Source organism: Croceicoccus sp. BE223 (assembly GCF_031457155.1).
In the GTDB taxonomy this organism is placed as follows: Bacteria; Pseudomonadota; Alphaproteobacteria; order Sphingomonadales; family Sphingomonadaceae; genus Croceicoccus.
Map to the genome: position 1 here is coordinate 170,760 of NZ_JAVDWB010000004.1, position 17,142 is coordinate 187,901.

At 65.5% G+C, this 17,142-nt stretch carries 16 protein-coding genes; 13 read left to right on the forward strand and 3 right to left on the reverse strand.

Translation table 11 applies throughout. The features are described 5' to 3' along the window. Position 1 precedes the first annotated feature (1 nt). Positions 2-1,354 carry a DNA methyltransferase gene (locus tag J2X37_RS10225; protein WP_310020762.1) on the reverse strand — a complete coding sequence of 451 codons (1,353 nt, stop codon included), beginning with the start codon at positions 1,352-1,354 and terminating at the stop codon, positions 2-4. A 53-nt stretch (positions 1,355-1,407) separates the two neighbouring features. Beyond that, a complete protein-coding gene (locus J2X37_RS10230; RefSeq protein WP_310020764.1) occupies positions 1,408-2,154 on the reverse strand; it encodes a hypothetical protein in 747 nt (248 codons plus the stop codon). Positions 2,155-2,209: 55 nt separating this feature from the next. Between J2X37_RS10230 and J2X37_RS10235 the strand changes: the two genes are divergently transcribed. The 5 genes from J2X37_RS10235 (at position 2,210) to J2X37_RS10255 (ending at position 7,555) form a co-directional block, all read left to right on the forward strand. Then, on the forward strand, positions 2,210-3,385 hold the full coding sequence (locus tag J2X37_RS10235) for an arylamine N-acetyltransferase (RefSeq protein ID WP_310020766.1): 1,176 nt from the start codon (positions 2,210-2,212) through the stop codon (positions 3,383-3,385). Between the two features lie 44 nt (positions 3,386-3,429). Beyond that, entirely contained in the window at positions 3,430-3,870 is a 441-nt protein-coding gene (locus J2X37_RS10240; RefSeq protein WP_310020768.1) for an Rrf2 family transcriptional regulator, read from the forward strand. Between the two features lie 127 nt (positions 3,871-3,997). Continuing rightward, entirely contained in the window at positions 3,998-4,162 is a 165-nt protein-coding gene (locus tag J2X37_RS10245; RefSeq protein ID WP_310020770.1) for a YezD family protein, read from the forward strand. Positions 4,163-4,258: 96 nt separating this feature from the next. Then, positions 4,259-6,745 (forward strand): TonB-dependent receptor, encoded by a 2,487-nt coding sequence (locus J2X37_RS10250; protein ID WP_310020772.1) that lies wholly within the window; start codon positions 4,259-4,261, stop codon positions 6,743-6,745. 42 nt (positions 6,746-6,787) lie between these two features. Further along, positions 6,788-7,555, forward strand: coding sequence for a sulfite exporter TauE/SafE family protein (locus J2X37_RS10255; protein WP_310020774.1), 768 nt, complete (start codon positions 6,788-6,790; stop codon positions 7,553-7,555). Positions 7,556-7,573: 18 nt separating this feature from the next. Here J2X37_RS10255 and J2X37_RS10260 read toward each other — a convergent pair whose 3' ends face one another. Further along, on the reverse strand, positions 7,574-8,977 hold the full coding sequence (locus J2X37_RS10260) for a short-chain fatty acyl-CoA regulator family protein (protein ID WP_310020776.1): 1,404 nt from the start codon (positions 8,975-8,977) through the stop codon (positions 7,574-7,576). A gap of 160 nt (positions 8,978-9,137) precedes the next feature. On the opposite strand from J2X37_RS10260, the gene J2X37_RS10265 reads away from it, so the two are divergent. Genes J2X37_RS10265 through J2X37_RS10300 form a run of 8 tightly spaced genes read left to right on the forward strand, consistent with a single transcriptional unit; the run spans position 9,138 to position 17,133 of the window. Continuing rightward, the gene (locus J2X37_RS10265; RefSeq protein WP_310020778.1) at positions 9,138-10,670 is read left to right on the forward strand and encodes an acyl-CoA carboxylase subunit beta; all 1,533 of its coding nucleotides are present in this window, start codon (positions 9,138-9,140) and stop codon (positions 10,668-10,670) included. Between the two features lie 8 nt (positions 10,671-10,678). Continuing rightward, positions 10,679-11,158, forward strand: coding sequence for an OsmC family protein (locus J2X37_RS10270; protein WP_310020780.1), 480 nt, complete (start codon positions 10,679-10,681; stop codon positions 11,156-11,158). An 11-nt stretch (positions 11,159-11,169) separates the two neighbouring features. Further along, the gene (mce, locus tag J2X37_RS10275; RefSeq protein WP_310021098.1) at positions 11,170-11,613 is read left to right on the forward strand and encodes a methylmalonyl-CoA epimerase; all 444 of its coding nucleotides are present in this window, start codon (positions 11,170-11,172) and stop codon (positions 11,611-11,613) included. Continuing rightward, positions 11,613-12,401, forward strand: a complete 789-nt coding sequence (locus tag J2X37_RS10280; RefSeq protein ID WP_310020782.1) for an enoyl-CoA hydratase-related protein — start codon at positions 11,613-11,615, stop codon at positions 12,399-12,401. The genes mce and J2X37_RS10280 overlap by 1 nt, the downstream gene beginning before the upstream one ends. 16 nt (positions 12,402-12,417) lie before the next feature. Continuing rightward, entirely contained in the window at positions 12,418-14,592 is a 2,175-nt protein-coding gene (gene scpA, locus J2X37_RS10285) for a methylmalonyl-CoA mutase (protein ID WP_310020784.1), read from the forward strand. Beyond that, the gene (locus J2X37_RS10290) at positions 14,592-15,011 is read left to right on the forward strand and encodes a DMT family transporter (protein WP_310020786.1); all 420 of its coding nucleotides are present in this window, start codon (positions 14,592-14,594) and stop codon (positions 15,009-15,011) included. Before scpA ends, J2X37_RS10290 begins: the two co-directional genes overlap by 1 nt. After that, the gene (locus J2X37_RS10295; protein ID WP_310020788.1) at positions 15,008-15,814 is read left to right on the forward strand and encodes a heme-dependent oxidative N-demethylase subunit alpha family protein; all 807 of its coding nucleotides are present in this window, start codon (positions 15,008-15,010) and stop codon (positions 15,812-15,814) included. The genes J2X37_RS10290 and J2X37_RS10295 overlap by 4 nt, the downstream gene beginning before the upstream one ends. A 32-nt stretch (positions 15,815-15,846) precedes the next feature. Beyond that, positions 15,847-17,133 carry an O-acetylhomoserine aminocarboxypropyltransferase gene (locus J2X37_RS10300; protein ID WP_310020790.1) on the forward strand — a complete coding sequence of 429 codons (1,287 nt, stop codon included), beginning with the start codon at positions 15,847-15,849 and terminating at the stop codon, positions 17,131-17,133. Positions 17,134-17,142: the final 9 nt, after the last annotated feature.

A 17,142-nucleotide genomic window follows, 5' to 3' on the forward strand; every position in this document is an offset into this window, starting at 1 on the left:
ATCACGCCTCCCGCCCGGCGAGGCGTTCGGCCGCGATCTCGTCGAAGGTACGGCCATCACCAGCGAGCGTTGCGACAATCCCCGTGGCATCGCGCAGGCGCCTCAGTGCGGTATCAACGTAGAGCGGATCGAGCTCGATCCCGACCGCCCGGCGGTTGACTCTGGCTGCCGCCAAGAGGAGGCTCCCCGAGCCGCAGAACGGATCCAGCACGATATCACCGGGGTTCGAGCAGTCGAGGAGCAGGTCGGCAATGAGGGCGGTCGGCTTGATCGACGGGTGATCGGCCAAGTCGCGCTGCCGCGTCTTGGAGAAGGTGCTGCAACCCGGGTGCTCAAGAACGTTCGTCCGGTACCGGCCCGTCTCCCCCATGCGGAAGTTATTGATGTGCTTGCCGCGTCCCGACTTGAACACGCAGATGAGTTCGTGGCGGCTGCGGTAGAAGGCGCCGAGGGATCCTGCGGTTTTCACCCAAACCAGGAGCTGCTTGAACTCCTCGTAGACCCCGTCCGCGGCGTCGAGCATGTGGCGCAGGTTCCGCCAGTCGATGAAGTGGTAATGGATCGACGCCTCGTGGGAAAACCGCGCGCAGTTACGGAATACCCCGCGGAAAAAGGCGATCAATTCGGGCGTGGTCTGCTCACCGCTCATCATCACGAACTCGCGGGCCGTAGCCTTAGTCGACACGTTGTGGCGAACCTTGACCCCGTAGGGGGGATCGCTGGACACGAGGCGCGCGAGCTCTCCCCCGAGCGCCCCCTCAAAGCTTTCAGAACGCTGGGAGTCACCGTTGAAAAGCCTGTGGGGACCTGCGAGCCACAAATCGCCGATACGGCTCACCGCCTTCGTATCGGGGTCGGGGAGCATCACTGCCTCGGTTTCGTCGGCAACCTCCTCGCCGGGGATCGAGAAGTCGAGGTCGGACAGGCTGAATCCGGTGACCCCGAAATCGTAGTTCTTTGCGACCAGGTCGTTCAGCTGCCGGGAGAGAACGTCGTCCTTCCAGGGGCTCAGCTCGGCGAGCTTATTGTCCGCGAGCGCGTAGGCGGTCCGGTCCTCATCGGTCAGGAAGCGCGCGCGGACAACCGGGACCTTCTTAAGCCCAAGTAACTCGGCGGCGAGGTACCTACCGTCACCGGCCACAATCATGCCGTTCTCGTCTATGACGATCGGCGCCAGAAACCCGAAACGCTCGATGCTCGCAGCGATCAGCCGTACCTGCTTGGCCTCGTGGTGCTTGGCATTGTCGGGGTCGCGGTGGATGGACCGCAACGGGACGATTGCACTGTGGGGGTTGGGGCTGAGGCTGCTGCTCGCAAGCAACTCTGCCTGATTGCCGAGATTTTTGTCCGCCATTGCACTGCTCCTTGAAAAGGGAGCAGTTCAGTTATCGGTGATGATGCCCTGGTTTAAGGAAAATAGATCGGGCAAAATGGCAGCACGGTCACGACCTGGTAGTTCGGGCCGAGCTTATCCATGGGCTGCGGGGCATTCATCTCGTGACGGTACGTCGGGAAGAAATCGGAAAACAGCATCGCTTTCCCGGCGTATTCTCGCCGGGCCTGTTTAACGATGGTCGCAATCGTGGTGACTGACGCGGTCGGATCAAGTTTCTCCGCCCACAACAGAAGCGCGCGACCACTCATGTTGACCGCCTGCGGAGCGTAGAGATTATCCTTGTGATGGGTGAACAGGACGGGCTGACCCGTCGTGTCCTGAATGAGTGCCATCAATCCGCGAAGGTGGTGTCGTAAAATGCGATAGCTGGAACGTCGGCGAGGCCGGAGGAGATCCGCTGCTCGACGCGCCCCGAAGTTGGCGTCCTCCTTGGTGAGTACCGCGCCAGTACTGCCCGTCCTGATCGCCGCGTGATCCATCGCGTACTTAAGAATGACCACTTCGATTTCAGGATGCGCGCGTTCACCGCGCCGCTTCGCCGGGCGCTTTCGGTTCAGGGAGCGATTGAGCTTGGCCAGGGAACGGTTGAAATCGAGGTCATTGCCGAGGGCTCTGATTGTTGACCGATAGCTGGATTCGACGAACGCCAGCTTCTTCCCGAACTCCGTCGTTATCGCGTCAACCCGGGTCGGATCGGTGACGATATTCCGGGGCTGATCGGTGACACCCTGTGGGTCGTTAGTGCGGGGGCGAGGCATGGTCCGATGGACGTATCATGCCACGCGATGTTCCGCTATCGTTCCCTGATTGAGCTTGGAAAATCGCTACTGCAATTTTAGGGAACCTCCCATAAGAAACCGCAGTTTTCTGCCATCGCGCTTGGCCAATCCTCTACCAACCTGGCCGGGAATTGCCGGAATTCCCTGCAGAGTCCCTGCAAAGCAGGGAAGTCCTACCCTGAGGCTGGTTAGCCTCAGACTGCGTCGTTCACCACCATCCCCTCCGACATCCGCGACACGATTTCTTTTCAAGGTCACGCCGGCCTGTCTCCGTCTTGCCCTCGAAAACGGCAAAGCCGGGTCGCGGTTGCTGCTGGAATGCGGCAGCGATGGGCGGCGTTTGCGATGTCATCGGGGTGATCACATGACGGTGGAAGACGAGGTGTACGAGCTGACCGGTACGCAGCTGGCGGCTTATCTTGCCAGGATCGGGATCGATGGCGGCGTCACGCTCGATTTCGATGGACTCGCACGGCTGCATCGCGCCCACCTGATGGGCATTACCTGGGAGGCGATCGACGCCTTCATGGGCTGGCCCAGTTCGATTGCTCCTGCCGCTGCCCACGACAAGATCGTCGAGGGCGGGCGAGGTGGGTGGTGTTACGAGATGAACGGCCTGTTCGGCGCGGCGCTCGCGGCCCTGGGCTTCAAGGTTACCCGGTTGTGCGGCTGTGTCGACCGGCCTAAGCTGGGCGACATGGCCATCGGCAACCACCTGACCCTGCGCGTCGATCTGGACGTGCCTTATCTGGCCGAGGTCGGCGTCGCCGATGCCCTGATCGCGCCGGTGCCGATGGCGGTCGGGCCGATCCGGCAACGCGGTTTCGACTTCGCCATCGCGGATGCCGGTGAGGGCTGGCTGCGCTTTCACAACCACGCGCACGGGATCGCGCGAACGGTCGATTTCGGGCCCGGGCACCGCGACGAGGGCGCGCTGGCGGCGGTGCAGGGTTTCTTGATGACCGACCCCGGCTCTCCGTTCACGAATGCCCTGGCGGTGTTCCGTCATTTCGACGACGGGTATCTTGCCCTCCAGAACGGCCGCCTTCGCCGTATCACCGCCGCGGCCGTCGAAGAGGAGACCGTAAAAAGCGAGGATGAACTGGCCCATCTCCTGCGCGATCGCTTCGAAATCGATGTGCCGCGTGTCGACGAGATCTGGGCCAAGGTGCAGCGCATGACGCAAAGCCCGATTCCGGCGCAAAACTAGCGCGGCCGTTTGCATGACCGGGGCGATCCCATAGGATCGTCGCCGTGCTATCCCAGAAAGCCCGGTATGCGATCCGCGCCATGCAACACCTGTCCGACCATTACGGGCAGGGATTGGTCCCGCTTGCCGACATCGCGGCGGCCCAGAACATTCCCGCCAAGTTCCTGACTGTCATCCTTTCGGAATTTACCCGCTTCGGCCTCGTCGAATCGCAGCGCGGACGCGACGGCGGCTATCGCCTGGCGCTGCCTCCGGTTGACATATCCTATGGCGACCTGGTGCGCTTGACGCGCGGATCGCTGGCGCTGGTGCCCTGCGCCAGCCGGTTTGCACACGAAACCTGCAAGAACTGCCTGCCCGAGGAAGAATGCCGCACGCGTGCGCTGATGCTGCAGGTTCGCGACCGCGTCGCCGAACTGCTCGATGGAATCAGGTTGTCCGATCCCATCGACCCGGCAGTGGTCGAAATCGCCGGGGGCGGCTGATCAGCCGATAGTTTTTGCTGGTTCGGCCCAACGATATCTTGCCGCCTTGCCATATTGTCAACAAAATCAGTTGAGATTAATCCTCCATGCGACGGCGACGTACGCCTTGCCGAACGGAGCGACCTCGATGGCTGACCGCAATGACAAGACCTCTGCTCACAGCCTTGGCGCCGAGCAGATCGACGCGATCGTCGAGGCGCTTTCGCATTTGCGCTTCGGTGTCATCCAGCTGACCGTCCACGACGGCAGGCTGATGCAGCTCGACGTGACCGAACGGCGCCGTTTCGCCTGACTTCCCGGTCCGCATCGCGGACCGACCCACGACAATAGCGACCGAGCAGACCGGACCGCCGGATGCGCCGTTCCCGAACCTTCAGGGACATCACAGATGCATTCGACTGTTATCCGGCGCCCCGGCGCTACGCCCGCCCATGCCCTCTCTTTCTTCTCGCTGGCCGCTGCGCTGGCGTTCCCCTCGGCAGCCCTTGCGCAGGACGCCGGTGACGCCATTGCGGCAGAACCCGCTCCACCATCGCCCTCCGCCGCCGGTACCGGCGCGCAGGATAGCGGCGAGATCTTCGTCACCGCCCGCCGCCGCAGCGAGACCGTTCAGGACGTGCCGATCGCCGTCTCCGTCGTAGGCGGCGAGCATATCGACAGCACCGGATCCTTCAACGTCGGGCGCCTGCAGCAACTGACCCCGACGTTGCAGTTCTACAGCTCGAACCCGCGCAACACCGCGGTCAACATCCGCGGCATCGGCGTGCCGTTCGGCCTCACCAACGACGGGATCGAGCAGGGCGTCGGCATCTACGTCGACGACGTTTACAATTCGCGCGTCGCCTCCGCGACGTTCGACTTCCTCGACGTCGACCGGATCGAGGTGCTGCGCGGGCCGCAGGGCACGCTCTATGGCAAGAACACCACGGCGGGCGCGATCAACATCACCACGCGCCAGCCGACCTTCGATTTCGAGGGGAGGGCCGAAGTGTCGGTCGGCAATCTCGGCTTCCGCCAGGCCAAGGCGGCGATTTCCGGCCCGCTGTCGGAAACACTGGCGGCGCGCTTCGCGGTGTCCTCCACCCACCGCAACGGTACGATACGCAACGTCGTGACCGAACGCGATATCAACGAGCAGGACAACCTCGGCCTGCGCGGCCAGTTGCTGTGGCAGCCCAGCGATGCGCTGTCGGTCACGCTGGCGGGCGATTACAGCGAGCAGGATCCCGAATGCTGCGGCACGGTCTACGTCCGCGTCGGCAAGACCCAGCGCCCGCTGAATCGCCAGTACGAGGCGCTGGCCGCCGCGCAAGGCTACGTCACGCCCAGCCGCAACGGCTATGACCGTCTCACCGATCTGGATGCCAGCCTCAATGCCGGCAACAAGATCGGCGGCGCCTCGCTGAAGGCGGAACTGGACACCGGCCTCGGCAAGCTGACTTCGATCACCGCGTGGCGGTTCTGGGACTGGAAGCCGGAGAACGATCGCGACTTCACCGGCCTGCCGATCACCACGCTGTCGCAAAACCCGTCGCAGCAGGACCAATGGACGCAGGAATTGCGTCTCTCGGGCGGGGGGGACAGCCTCGATTACGTGCTCGGCGCGTTCTGGTTCGAGCAGAAGGTGCGCACGCAGGGCACCCAGAAACAGGGGCCGGCGGCGAGCGCGTGGCTGATCAATCCGTCCAATCCGCTGAGCCAGGACCCTTCCGTGCTGGACGGGCTGACCGCAGAAAACGACATCCGCCTCGACAACACCAGCGCCGCGCTGTTCGGCCAGGTCAGCTTTCGCCCTGCGCCGGGCGTGACCCTGCGCCCCGGCGTGCGATTGAACTACGACCGGAAGGACGGGTCCTACGATTCGGTGGTGACCAACGGCGACGGCCAGCTCGTCACGTTCGCCAGCACCGATCCCCGCATCGTCGCCCAGCGCGGCGTGCTCGCCCCGCAGCAATTCACCGTCGATTACGAAGACTGGAACTTCAGCTACGACTTCACCGCGAGCTACGAGCCGACACGCGACCTGCTATTCTACGCGACGTACGCGAAGAGCTTCAAATCGGGCGGCGTCAACCTGAACGGCGTGCCCAGCGACAGCAGCGGCGCGCCGATCCTGGCGGCGGCCACGGTGAAGCCGGAATCGGTCGATCATTTCGAAGCCGGCGTGAAGGCGCAATTCGCCGACCGCAAGGCGACGCTCAACCTCGCCGCCTTTCGCACCGAAATCGCCAACTACCAGGCGCTCGTGACGAACGGCAGCCTCGGCGTGCTGCGCGGCTATCTCGCGAATGCCGACAAGGTGAGGACGCAGGGTATCGAGGCCGACTTCTCGTTCCGGCCGAGCAAGCGGTTCAACCTTTACGTCAACGGCGCCTATACCGACGCGAAGTATCGCCGCTTCACCGACGCTCCGTGCCCGCCCGAGCTGTCTGGCGGCACCACAGTCGGCGCGGGCCAGACGCCGGGCGCACCGGATGTGCCGGGCGCGCTCAGCCCGGCGAACTGCGACATTTCGGGCCAGCGCCTGCCGGGCGTGTCGAAATGGGGCCTGTCCTACGGCGCCGAAGGGAACGTTCCGGCCGGCGTTCTGGGCCTCGACGGGGCTTTCTTCCTGGGCGTCGACGGTAGCTATCGTTCGCGCTTTTCCAGCAACCCGTCGCCTTCGATCTACACCTGGATCGACGGCTACGCGCTGACCAACCTGCGCGGTGGCTTTCGCGCCGACAACGGGCTGGAGCTTTACGGTTGGGTCCGCAACGCCTTCGGCACCGATTACTACGAGCAGCTCCAGGTGCCGAGCGGCAACACCGGCCTGATCGTCGGCAATCCCGGCGATCCCCGCACTTACGGCGTCACGCTCCGGCACGCCTTCTGACCCTCCGGCAGAACCTTCCCTCGGAACGAAGAGGATCACCTCATGTTCGATTTCTCGCTGACCTTTGCCGATATTGCGCCCTTCATTGTCGTCGGGCTCTTCGCCCAGTTGATCGACGGGGCCCTGGGAATGGCCTTTGGCGTCATCTCGCAGACGATGCTGGTCAGCGTACTCGGCGTCGCTCCGGCCGCGGCATCGGCGACGACGCACCTGGTCGAGATGTTCACCACCGGTGCGTCGGGCGCGAGCCACATCGCGCATCGCAACGTCGATTGGGGACTGTTCTGGCGGCTCGCGCCGTTCGGCGTGGCGGGCGGCGTGGCGGGTGCCTATCTGCTCACCAGCATCGATGCTTCGGTCGCCAAGCCGTTCGTCATGATCTACCTCACCGGCGTGGGGGTCTATCTCTTCGTCAAGGCATTGCGGATGCGAAAGCCCCGGTTCGAGGATCCCAAGACCACTCGTCCCCTGGCTCTGGTCGGCGGCTTTCTCGACGCGGCGGGCGGCGGCGGTTGGGGTCCGGTGGTGACGTCGAACCTGCTGATCCAGGGTGGCGATCCGGCCAAGGTGATCGGCACGGTCAACTCGGCCGAATTCCTGCTTGCCACCAGCATCTCGATTGCCTTCATCGCGACGCTGGGCCTTGAGGCTTTCGGCGCGGCGACGATCGGCATGATCATCGGCGGCGTCATCGCGGCCCCGTTCGGTGCCATGTTCGCCAAGCGCATTCCGGCGCGAGCGCTGCTCTTTGCGGTCAGCGTGGTGCTCGTCGCAACAAGCGCCTATTCGGTCTGGAAGGCGTTCGCGTGAGGCCGGTGCCGTCCCGCGTCAGGCGATGCGGTACGGCACCACACCGCGCCGGTCGCGGTCGACGACGATGGCGCGGTCGCCCGGCGGAAAGGCGCGCTGGTCGCAGGTCTCGCGCGGGCAGATGCGGCAGCTCGTGCCGATCGGCGTCGCCGACATGCGGGCGGCAAGGTCGAGCCCGTCGGCATAGATGAAGCTGGCGGCATGTTCCGCTTCGCAACCCAGCGCCACGGCGTAGCGGCGCGGGGGGCGGGCGAAGCTGCCCGAAGGCTTGACCAGTCCCTTGGCCATCGAGACGTAGCGGACACCGTCGGGCATTTCGGCCAGTTGGGTGAGGATGCGATCGGGAATGGCGACCGCCTCGTGCACGATCCACAGCGGGCAGGCCCCGCCGAACCGCGCGAATTGCAGGCGGGTCGCCGAATGCCGCTTGGTGATGTTGCCGGCCATGTCGACGCGGCAGAAGAAGAACGGCAGGCCGCGCAGGTCTGGTCGCTGCAGGGTGGAGAGGCGATGGCACGCCTGTTCGAAGCTCACCGCGAAGCGCCGGGTCAGCCGGTCGATGTCGTGCCTTTCCTCCAGCGCCGCGGCGCGGAAGGCGGCATAGGGCATGAGCAGCGCGCCGGCGGTGTAATTGGCCAGGCCCACTGCCAGCAGTTCGCGCGCCGCCTGCGTCGAAAGGCCCGATCCGGCGACGACTGCGGCGATCTCGCGCTCCAGCGCGAGGGCGACGATCTGGTGGGCGAGCTGGAAGCGGCGGGTTTCGGGCGGCTGCGCGCTGTCGAGAACCAGCCGCTCCCTCTCGCGCGATCGCAACGTGTCCCCGTCCCCTTCGATTACCATGAGGCCTAGGGCGTTCTGCGCGAACCGTTCGAGCGCGGCGGATCCCGGCGACGGCGCATCGCCCGCAAGACTTGCGGCGAGATCCTCGCCCGCCCGGTCCAGCGTGTCGATGTAGTTGCCGGCATCATGGAACCAGTCGCGCACCTCCTCCCACGGCAGGCGTGCCGCGCTCTCCGTGCCCGCGCCGAGCGCCTCGTCGAGCATCTGCAAACGCTCGCCCGCGTGGCGGTAGGCACGGTGCAGCGCGACGAAACGTTCGGCGAGATGCGGCAACTGGCGCACCGCCCGGCTGGCCAGCGCCTCGTCCAGCGGTTCGGCGAAGATCGGGTCGGACGCTGCCTGCATCAGCGCCTCGGCCCGCGCGTCGGAGCTTTCGCCGCCGATCTCGTCGCGGGCCATGCCGAAGCGGCGGGTCAGGGTGGCAAGGATCGGCGCAGTGAGTGGCCGGTCGTCGTTCTCGATCTGCGACAGGTAGCTGACCGAGATCGACAGGGCCCGCGCCAGTTCGGCTTGCTTCATGCCATGGCGTTCGCGCAGGGCGCGCACCGACTGGCCGGCGAAGATGCGTTGCGGCTTGGTCATTTGCACCGTTCATAGCCTTGCCGCGAAGTTTTGCAAAACCGGGCTAAGTAATTTTGCAAATTTGCATTGGACTTGTCGTTCGGGCAATCGGATAGGGCGCGTTTCCCGATACCTGCGGCCGCGGGCGGTACCTTGCGCGCGGCCTGAACGGAGCCTGCCGATGTCTGCCAATATCGCCGAAGTCGAACGCCGCCGCGCCGCCGCCAAGCTGGGCGGGGGGCAGAAGCGGATCGACGCGCAGCACGCCAAGGGCCGGCTGACCGCACGCGAACGGCTCGACGTCCTGCTCGACGAGGGCAGCTTCGAGGAACTCGACATGTACGTCGAACACAACTGCGTCGATTTCGGCATGGACGAGCAGCACGTGCCGGGCGACGGCGTGGTCACCGGATCGGGCACGATCAACGGCCGGCTGGTCTATGTCTTCAGCCAGGATTTCACCGTCTTCGGCGGATCGCTGTCCGAACGCCACGCGCAGAAGATCTGCAAGATCATGGACGCCGCGATGAAGGTCGGCGCGCCGGTCATCGGCCTCAACGATTCGGGCGGTGCCCGCATTCAGGAAGGTGTCGCCTCGCTGGGCGGTTATGCAGAGGTGTTCCAGCGCAACGTGCTCGCCTCGGGTGTCGTGCCACAGCTTTCGCTGATCATGGGGCCCTGCGCGGGGGGCGCGGTCTACTCGCCCTCGATGACCGACTTCATCTTCATGGTGGAAGACAGCTCCTACATGTTCGTGACCGGCCCTGACGTCGTGAAGACCGTTACCAACGAGGTCGTGACGCAGGAGGAGCTCGGCGGCGCATCGACCCATACCGTGAAATCGGGCGTGGCGGACCTCGCTTGCGAGAACGACATCGTCGCCCTGTTGCAAGCGCGCGACTTCATCGACTTCCTGCCCGCCAACAACCGCGAAGAGGTGCCCGAGCGTCCGTCGAGCGATCCGTGGGACCGGCAGGAAGACAGCCTCGACACGATCATCCCGGCTTCGGCCAACCAGCCCTATGACATGCACGAAGTCATCCGCAAGACGGTCGACGAGGGCGATTTCTTCGAGATCCAGCCCCGCCACGCAGCCAACATCATCTGCGGTTTCGGGCGCATCGAGGGGCGCACGGTCGGCGTCGTCGCCAACCAGCCGATGGTGCTGGCCGGCGTGCTCGACATCAATTCGTCGAAGAAGGCGGCGCGCTTCGTCCGCTTCTGCGACGCGTTCAACATCCCGATCCTGACCTTCGTCGACGTGCCCGGTTTCCTTCCCGGCACCGACCAGGAGCACAACGGCATCATCAAGCACGGCGCCAAGCTGCTCTTCGCCTATGCCGAGGCGACCGTGCCCAAGATCACCGTCATCACCCGGAAGGCCTATGGCGGTGCCTACGACGTCATGGCGTCCAAGCACCTGCGCGGAGATCTCAACTACGCCTGGCCGACCGCCGAGATCGCGGTGATGGGCGCGAAGGGCGCGGTGGAGATCATCTTCCGCCAGCATCGCGACGATCCCGACATGATCGCGGAAAAGACGAAGGAATACGAAGACCGCTTCGCCAATCCCTTCGTGGCGGCGAGCAAGGGGTTCATCGACGAGGTGATCATGCCGCATTCCACCCGCCGCCGGATCGCGCTGGGCTTGCGCAAGCTGCGCAACAAGGCGCTGGAAAACCCCTGGAAGAAGCACGACAACATTCCGCTCTGAGGCCCGTCATGGTCGACTACACCGCAACGGTTCGCTGGCACGCGCGCGACGGCGAGGATTTCACCGCCCAGCGGTACAGCCGCGCCCACGAATGGCGCTTCGACGGCGGGGCGGTCGTGCCCGGCTCCGCCGCCCCGGGCAACGTTCCGGCAGGCACGGCCGATGAAAGCGCGGTCGATCCCGAAGAAGCGCTGCTTGCCGCGGCGGCGAGCTGCCACATGCTCTATTTCCTCGCCTATGCGGCCAAAGCCGGCTTCACGATCGAAAGCTACGTCGACGAAACGGTCGGCGCGGTCGCGAGGAACCAGGCGGGCGATCCCTGGGTGGCGAGCATCGTGCTGCGCCCCGCTGCGCGATTTGGCGGCGACAGGCGCCCGACCCGTGCCGAGATCGACGACCTGCATCACCGGTCGCACAAGTCCTGCATCATCGCGAACTCGCTGAAGAGCGCGATCACCATCGAACCCGTTTACGGAGAGGCTGCATGAAGGCCGGAACAATGAAGCTCGGACGCATGAATCACCTCGGCTACGCGGTGCCCGACATGGATGCGGCCATCGCCCACTATCGCGACGTCATGGGCGCCGAAGTCATCACCGAACCCTTCGACCTCCCCGAACAGGGCGTGAAGGTGTGCTTCGTCAACACCCCCGGCCATGCCGGAACCGAGGGAACGCAGGTCGAGCTGCTGAGCCCGCTGTCCGCCGAAAGCCCGGTGGCCGGATTCATCGCGAAGAACCCGCTGGGCGGCCAGCACCATGTCTGCTTCGAAGTGCCCGACATCGCCGCCGCCCGCGCCTATTTCGAGGGGATCGGCAAGCGCATCCTCGGCCCGACGCGGATCGGGGCGCACGGCACGCCGATCTTCTTCGTGCATCCCAAGGACATGATGGGCATGCTGACCGAAATCATGGAATCGCCCAGAGAGGGAACGGCGCACTGATGGCCTACAAGTTCATCTCCGTCAGCCGGGACGATGACGTCACGACCCTGATGCTCGCGCGGCCCGAAAAGCTGAACGCGATCACGCCGACGGTCTTCGTCGAGTTGACCGACGCGATCGACACCGCGCTGGCCGAGGGAACGCGCGCCTTCGTCCTGACGGGCGAGGGACGCGCCTTCTGCTCGGGCGCGGACCTGATGCCGGATGGCGCCGGCTATGACGGTCTGCCGGAAGACCTGGGCGAGATCATCGACCAGTTCTACAATCCCTTCACCGCGAAGCTGATGGATCTGCCGGTCCCGGTCGTGACCGCGATCAACGGCCCCGCGGTCGGCGCAGGGCTCAGCCTGGCGCTTGCGGGCGATCTCGCGGTGATGGCGCAGGGGGCCTATCTGCTGCTCGCGTTCGTCAACATCGGCCTCGTCCCCGACGCCGGCGCGACATGGCTGGTGGCGAAAAGCGTCGGGCGGCAGCGCGCGATGAATATGGCCCTGCTGGGAGAAAAGGTTTCCGCCGACGACGCCCTGGCGATGGGTCTCGTCACCGAAGTGGCCGCCGACGACGAGGTGCTGGCCCGCGCCCAGGCAATCGCCGCGAAGCTGGCGGGCGGACCGTCGAAGGCGATCGGCCTTATCCGCAGCCAAGTGAATGATGCGGTCGCGCAGACGCTGACCGAAAGCCTTTCGACCGAGCGCGATAACCAGCGCGCCTGCGGCTACAGCGAAGATTTCAAGGAAGCGATCGCCGCGTTCGGCGAAAAGCGCAAACCCGTGTTCAAGGGCCGTTGAGGCCGAGGAGTCCCCCATGACCGACAGCAACGACAAGACCCTGAGCGATTGGCAGGCCCTGGCCGACAAGGAAGTCAAGGGCCAGGACCTGACCTGGCATACGCCCGAAGGCATCGCGGTGAAGCCGCTCTATACCGAGGCGGACGTCGAGGATTGGGATCCGGGCCTGCCGGGCTTCGCCCCCTTCACGCGCGGCGTCAAAGCCTCGATGTATGCCGGACGGCCCTGGACCATCCGGCAATACGCGGGCTTCTCCACGGCGGAGGAATCGAATGCCTTCTACCGCCGCAACCTTGCCGCCGGGCAAAAGGGCCTGTCGGTCGCGTTCGACCTCGCCACCCACCGCGGCTATGACAGCGACCATCCGCGCGTCGTCGGCGACGTCGGCAAGGCGGGCGTCGCGATCGACAGTGTCGAGGACATGAAGATCCTGTTCGACCAGATCCCATTGGACCAGATGAGCGTGTCGATGACGATGAACGGCGCGGTCATCCCGTGCCTCGCCTTCTACATCATCGCGGCGGAAGAACAGGGCGTGTCGCCCGACCAGCTGACCGGGACCATCCAGAACGACATCCTCAAGGAGTTCATGGTCCGCAACACCTATATCTATCCGCCCGAACCCAGCATGCGGATCATCTCGGACATCTTCGCCTATACGGCGGACCACATGCCCAAGTTCAACTCGATCTCGATTTCCGGCTACCACATGCAGGAAGCCGGCGCGACGCAGGTGCAGGAACTGGCCTTCACCATCGCCGACGGCATGGAATACGTGAAGTACGGCGTCGCCTCCGGTCTCGACATCGACAAGTTCGCGGGCCGCCTCTCGTTCTTCTTCGCCATCGGCATGAATTTCTTCATGGAAGTCGCCAAGCTGCGCGCGGCGCGCACGCTGTGGCACCGTGCAATGACCGAACTGGGCGCGAAGAGCGAGCGGTCGAAGATGCTGCGCACGCATTGCCAGACCAGTGGAGTCTCGCTGACCGAGCAGGACCCCTACAACAACGTCATCCGCACCACGATCGAGGCGATGGCCGCGATGCTGGGCGGGACCCAGTCGCTGCACACCAACGCGCTGGACGAGGCGATCGCGCTGCCCACCGACTTTTCCGCCCGGATCGCGCGCAACACGCAGATCGTGATCCAGGAAGAGACGGGGATGACCAATGTGGTCGATCCGCTGGGCGGGTCGTACTACGTCGAGGCGCTGACCAAGGCTCTGGTCGACGAGGCCTGGGCGATCATCGAGCGCGTCCAGTCCGAAGGCGGCATGGCCAAGGCGGTCGATGCCGGCTGGCCCAAGGCGATGATTGAGGAAGCCGCCGCCGCGCGGCAGGCCCGCGTCGACCGGGGCGAGGACGTCATCGTCGGCGTCAACAAGTTCCGTTTGAAGGACGAGGACAAGATCGAGACGCTGGAGGTCGACAACACCGCCGTCCGCCAGGCGCAGATCGCCCGGCTGGAAAAGATGCGCGCGAGCCGTGACGAGGCGAAGTGCCAGGCCGCTTTGAAGGCGCTGCGCGAAGGTGCGGCGGGGACGGGCAACCTCCTTGCACTCGCCGTCGATGCGGCGCGCGAACGGGCGAGCCTTGGCGAGATTTCCGACGCGATGGAAAGCGCCTTCGGCCGTTATGACACGATGCCGCGCCCGGTGAAGGGCGTTTACGGCGCGGCCTATGCCGGCGACAGCCGCTATCAGGCGGTCTGCGACGGGGTCGACGCAGTGACCCGACGCCTGGGCCGCAAGCCCAGGGTGATGATCGCCAAGATGGGCCAGGACGGCCACGACCGCGGCGCGAACGTCATCGCCTCCGCCTTTGCCGACATGGGCTTCGACGTCGTGTCCGGCCCGCTGTTCCAGACGCCTGCGGAAACCCGCGACATGGCGCTGGCGAACGGCGTCGACCTGATCGGTGCCTCCTCGCTGGCCGCGGGGCACAAGACACTGATCCCCGAACTGATCAACCTGCTGCGCGAAGCGGGCCGGGCCGACATCAAGGTGACCGCCGGCGGCGTCATTCCGCCCAGCGATTATCAGTACCTGCGCGATGCGGGCGTGCAGGGCATCTACGGCCCCGGATCGAACGTCGTGGAATGCGCCGCAGACGTGCTGCGTCTGCTCGGCCACAACATGCCGCCTCCGGGCGAGGAACTGGAAGCCGATGTCATGGGTCAGGCGGCCGAGTAATGGGCGGGCAGCCGCATTTCGGATTGTTCGGCATCGCGGCGCTCAACACCTCGCTCGGGCACCAGATCGGCGGACCGGTTGCGGCGACGGCGGCGGCCTTTGCCGTGGGGCTGGCCGTCGCGCTCGTCCTGCTGGTCGTGAACGGAGTCCCGTCGCGCGATGCGCTGGCCTTCGATCGCCCATGGATATGGTTCGGGGCGGTGTTCATCCTCTTCTACGCGGTTTCGGTGACCTTTGCCGCGCCGCGTATCGGGCTCGGCAATGCGATCTTCTTCGTCTTGCTCGGGCAACTGGTCGCGGCGGCGGCGATCGATCATTTCGGCTGGCTGGGGGTGGTGCCGTCGACCCTGACCCTGCGCCGCGCGCTCGGCATCGCGATCATGGCGCTGGGCGTCTGGTTCGCGCGCAAGCCGCTATGACTCTGGGCTTCTCGGTCGAGACGCTGCTGCCCGACGCGCGCGTGTCGGGCCCGCTGCGCATGGGGCTGGTGCGCCTTTCCGAAGCGGAATGGTTGCAGGCGGAGCCGGACATCGCCCCCCGCGCGGCGGCGTTCGACGCCAATCCCGATGCCGTGCAGGTGCTGCCCGAGGCGCGCGCGGCGGAGTCGGAACTGGCCGCGATGCTCGGCGTCGACGGCGGGCTGGAGCAGGTTGCCCGCGCACACTGGGAAGATTTCTGCATCCTGACGCAGGATGCGCCCGGCACGCGTTTCCGCCTGACCGGCGCGGCGGTCGCCTTCCCGACCGACTGGCACCTCGCCGAAAAGATGGGACGCCCGATGATGGAGGTGCACGAACCCATCGACGGTTATGCCGAGCAACTGGCGGCAGGCGTCGATCGCTTCCTCGAAGGGCTGCGCGCACCCAACATCTTTGGCCGGACCAACGCCTTCGTCATGGCGAGCGACGCCTGGCGCTACATGCCCGCCGACGATCCGGCGATGCGCTTTGCCCATGTCACGCCCGACAATGCGGGCGAGACGCTGTTCGTGCGGTGCGAGCGCGAGACCCTGCGCCGCCTGCCGCGTTCGCAAGCCGTGGTCTTCACCATCGGGGTGCAGGTCAGCCCGCTCGGCAGCCTGTCCGACGGGGCGGTCGCGCGGATTGCGCAGTCGGCAGGCGGGTTCGGCGCGGGCGAGGGCAATCGCCGCGCCGCGCCGCACTATGCCGAGGCGCTGACGGCCTATGCGTCGCGGCGGGCCGAGGGAAGGCAAGTGGCATAAGCGCCGACGCCAGAATCACGGGGAGAGAGCCGATGACCGAGCAGAAGATCGAGACCCGCATGGTCCATGCCGGGTGCGAGGTGGATCCGACGACCAAGGCCCGCATCACGCCGATCTACCAGACCGCGAGCTATGCCTTCGACGATGCCGACCACGCCGCGCGGCTGTTCGGGCTGCAGGAATTCGGCAACATCTATTCGCGCATCATGAACCCCACGGTCGACGCGCTGGAAAAGAAGATCGCGTCCCTGGAAGGTGGGGTCGGCGCGCTGGGCGTGGCGTCGGGCCACGCGGCGCAGTTCGTCGCGTTCAACACGCTGATGGAACCGGGCTGCAACATCGTCGCGGCGAAGAAGCTCTACGGCGGTTCTCTCAACCAATTGGGCAATGCGTTCCGGAAGTTCGGCTGGGAAACGAAGTTCGTCGATGCCGACGATCCGGCCAATGTCGCCGCGGCGATCGACGACAGGACGCGGGCGGTCTTCATCGAAAGCCTCGCAAACCCCGGCGGCGTGGTGCAGGACATCGCGGCCATCGCCAGGATTGCGCACGATGCGGGCGTGCCGCTGATCGTCGACAACACGATGGCCACCCCGGCGCTGTGCCGGCCGATCGAGCACGGCGCCGACATCGTCGTCCATTCGACCACCAAGTTCCTCAACGGCCACGGCAATTCGATCGGCGGAGTGATCGTCGATGCGGGCCGCTTCGACTGGACGGCGAGCGACAAGTTCCCCAGCCTGTCGGCGCCCAACCCCTGCTACCACGGCGCCGTGCTGGCAGAGGCGCTGGCCCCGGTCGGCCCCATTGCCTTCATCGTCGGTTGCCGCGTGCTCGGCCTGCGCGACCTTGGCCCCGCCATGGCGCCGATGAACGCCTTCCTCGCGCTGACCGGCATGGAGACGCTGCACCTCAGGATGGAGAGGCATTGCGACAATGCGCTGAAGGTCGCGCAGTGGCTGGAGCGGCATCCCAAGGTAAACTGGGTCAGCTACGCCGGGCTCCCCGGCGACAAGTATCACGCGCTGTGCCAGACCTACCTTGGCGGGCGCGGCGGCGCGGTCTTCACCTTTGGAGTCGAGGGCGGGCTCGACGCCGGGCGCAAGCTGGTCAATTCGGTCAGGCTGTTCAGCCTGCTCGCCAACATCGGCGACACCCGCAGCCTCATCATCCACCCCGCCTCGACCACGCACAGCCAGCTTTCGGCAGACGATCTCGTCGCCGCGGGCGCGGGGCCGGACGTGGTGCGCATTTCGGTCGGCATCGAGCATGTCGACGACATCATCGCCGATCTCGATCAGGCGCTGGCCCAGATCTGACAGGAAGAA

Bases quoted from the DNA above. Each gene is read 5' to 3' on its own strand.
- J2X37_RS10300 (WP_310020790.1), top strand. From the start codon at position 15,847: ATGACCGAGCAGAAGATCGAGACCCGCATGGTCCATGCCGGGTGCGAG.
- J2X37_RS10250 (WP_310020772.1), top strand. From the start codon at position 4,259: ATGCATTCGACTGTTATCCGGCGCCCCGGCGCTACGCCCGCCCATGCC.
- J2X37_RS10290 (WP_310020786.1), top strand. From the start codon at position 14,592: ATGGGCGGGCAGCCGCATTTCGGATTGTTCGGCATCGCGGCGCTCAAC.
- J2X37_RS10280 (WP_310020782.1), top strand. From the start codon at position 11,613: ATGGCCTACAAGTTCATCTCCGTCAGCCGGGACGATGACGTCACGACC.
- J2X37_RS10270 (WP_310020780.1), top strand. From the start codon at position 10,679: ATGGTCGACTACACCGCAACGGTTCGCTGGCACGCGCGCGACGGCGAG.
- mce (WP_310021098.1), top strand. From the start codon at position 11,170: ATGAAGCTCGGACGCATGAATCACCTCGGCTACGCGGTGCCCGACATG.
- J2X37_RS10265 (WP_310020778.1), top strand. From the start codon at position 9,138: ATGTCTGCCAATATCGCCGAAGTCGAACGCCGCCGCGCCGCCGCCAAG.
- J2X37_RS10245 (WP_310020770.1), top strand. From the start codon at position 3,998: ATGGCTGACCGCAATGACAAGACCTCTGCTCACAGCCTTGGCGCCGAG.
- J2X37_RS10255 (WP_310020774.1), top strand. From the start codon at position 6,788: ATGTTCGATTTCTCGCTGACCTTTGCCGATATTGCGCCCTTCATTGTC.
- J2X37_RS10260 (WP_310020776.1), bottom strand. From the start codon at position 8,977: ATGACCAAGCCGCAACGCATCTTCGCCGGCCAGTCGGTGCGCGCCCTG.
- J2X37_RS10225 (WP_310020762.1), bottom strand. From the start codon at position 1,354: ATGGCGGACAAAAATCTCGGCAATCAGGCAGAGTTGCTTGCGAGCAGC.
- J2X37_RS10230 (WP_310020764.1), bottom strand. From the start codon at position 2,154: ATGCCTCGCCCCCGCACTAACGACCCACAGGGTGTCACCGATCAGCCC.
- J2X37_RS10295 (WP_310020788.1), top strand. From the start codon at position 15,008: ATGACTCTGGGCTTCTCGGTCGAGACGCTGCTGCCCGACGCGCGCGTG.
- scpA (WP_310020784.1), top strand. From the start codon at position 12,418: ATGACCGACAGCAACGACAAGACCCTGAGCGATTGGCAGGCCCTGGCC.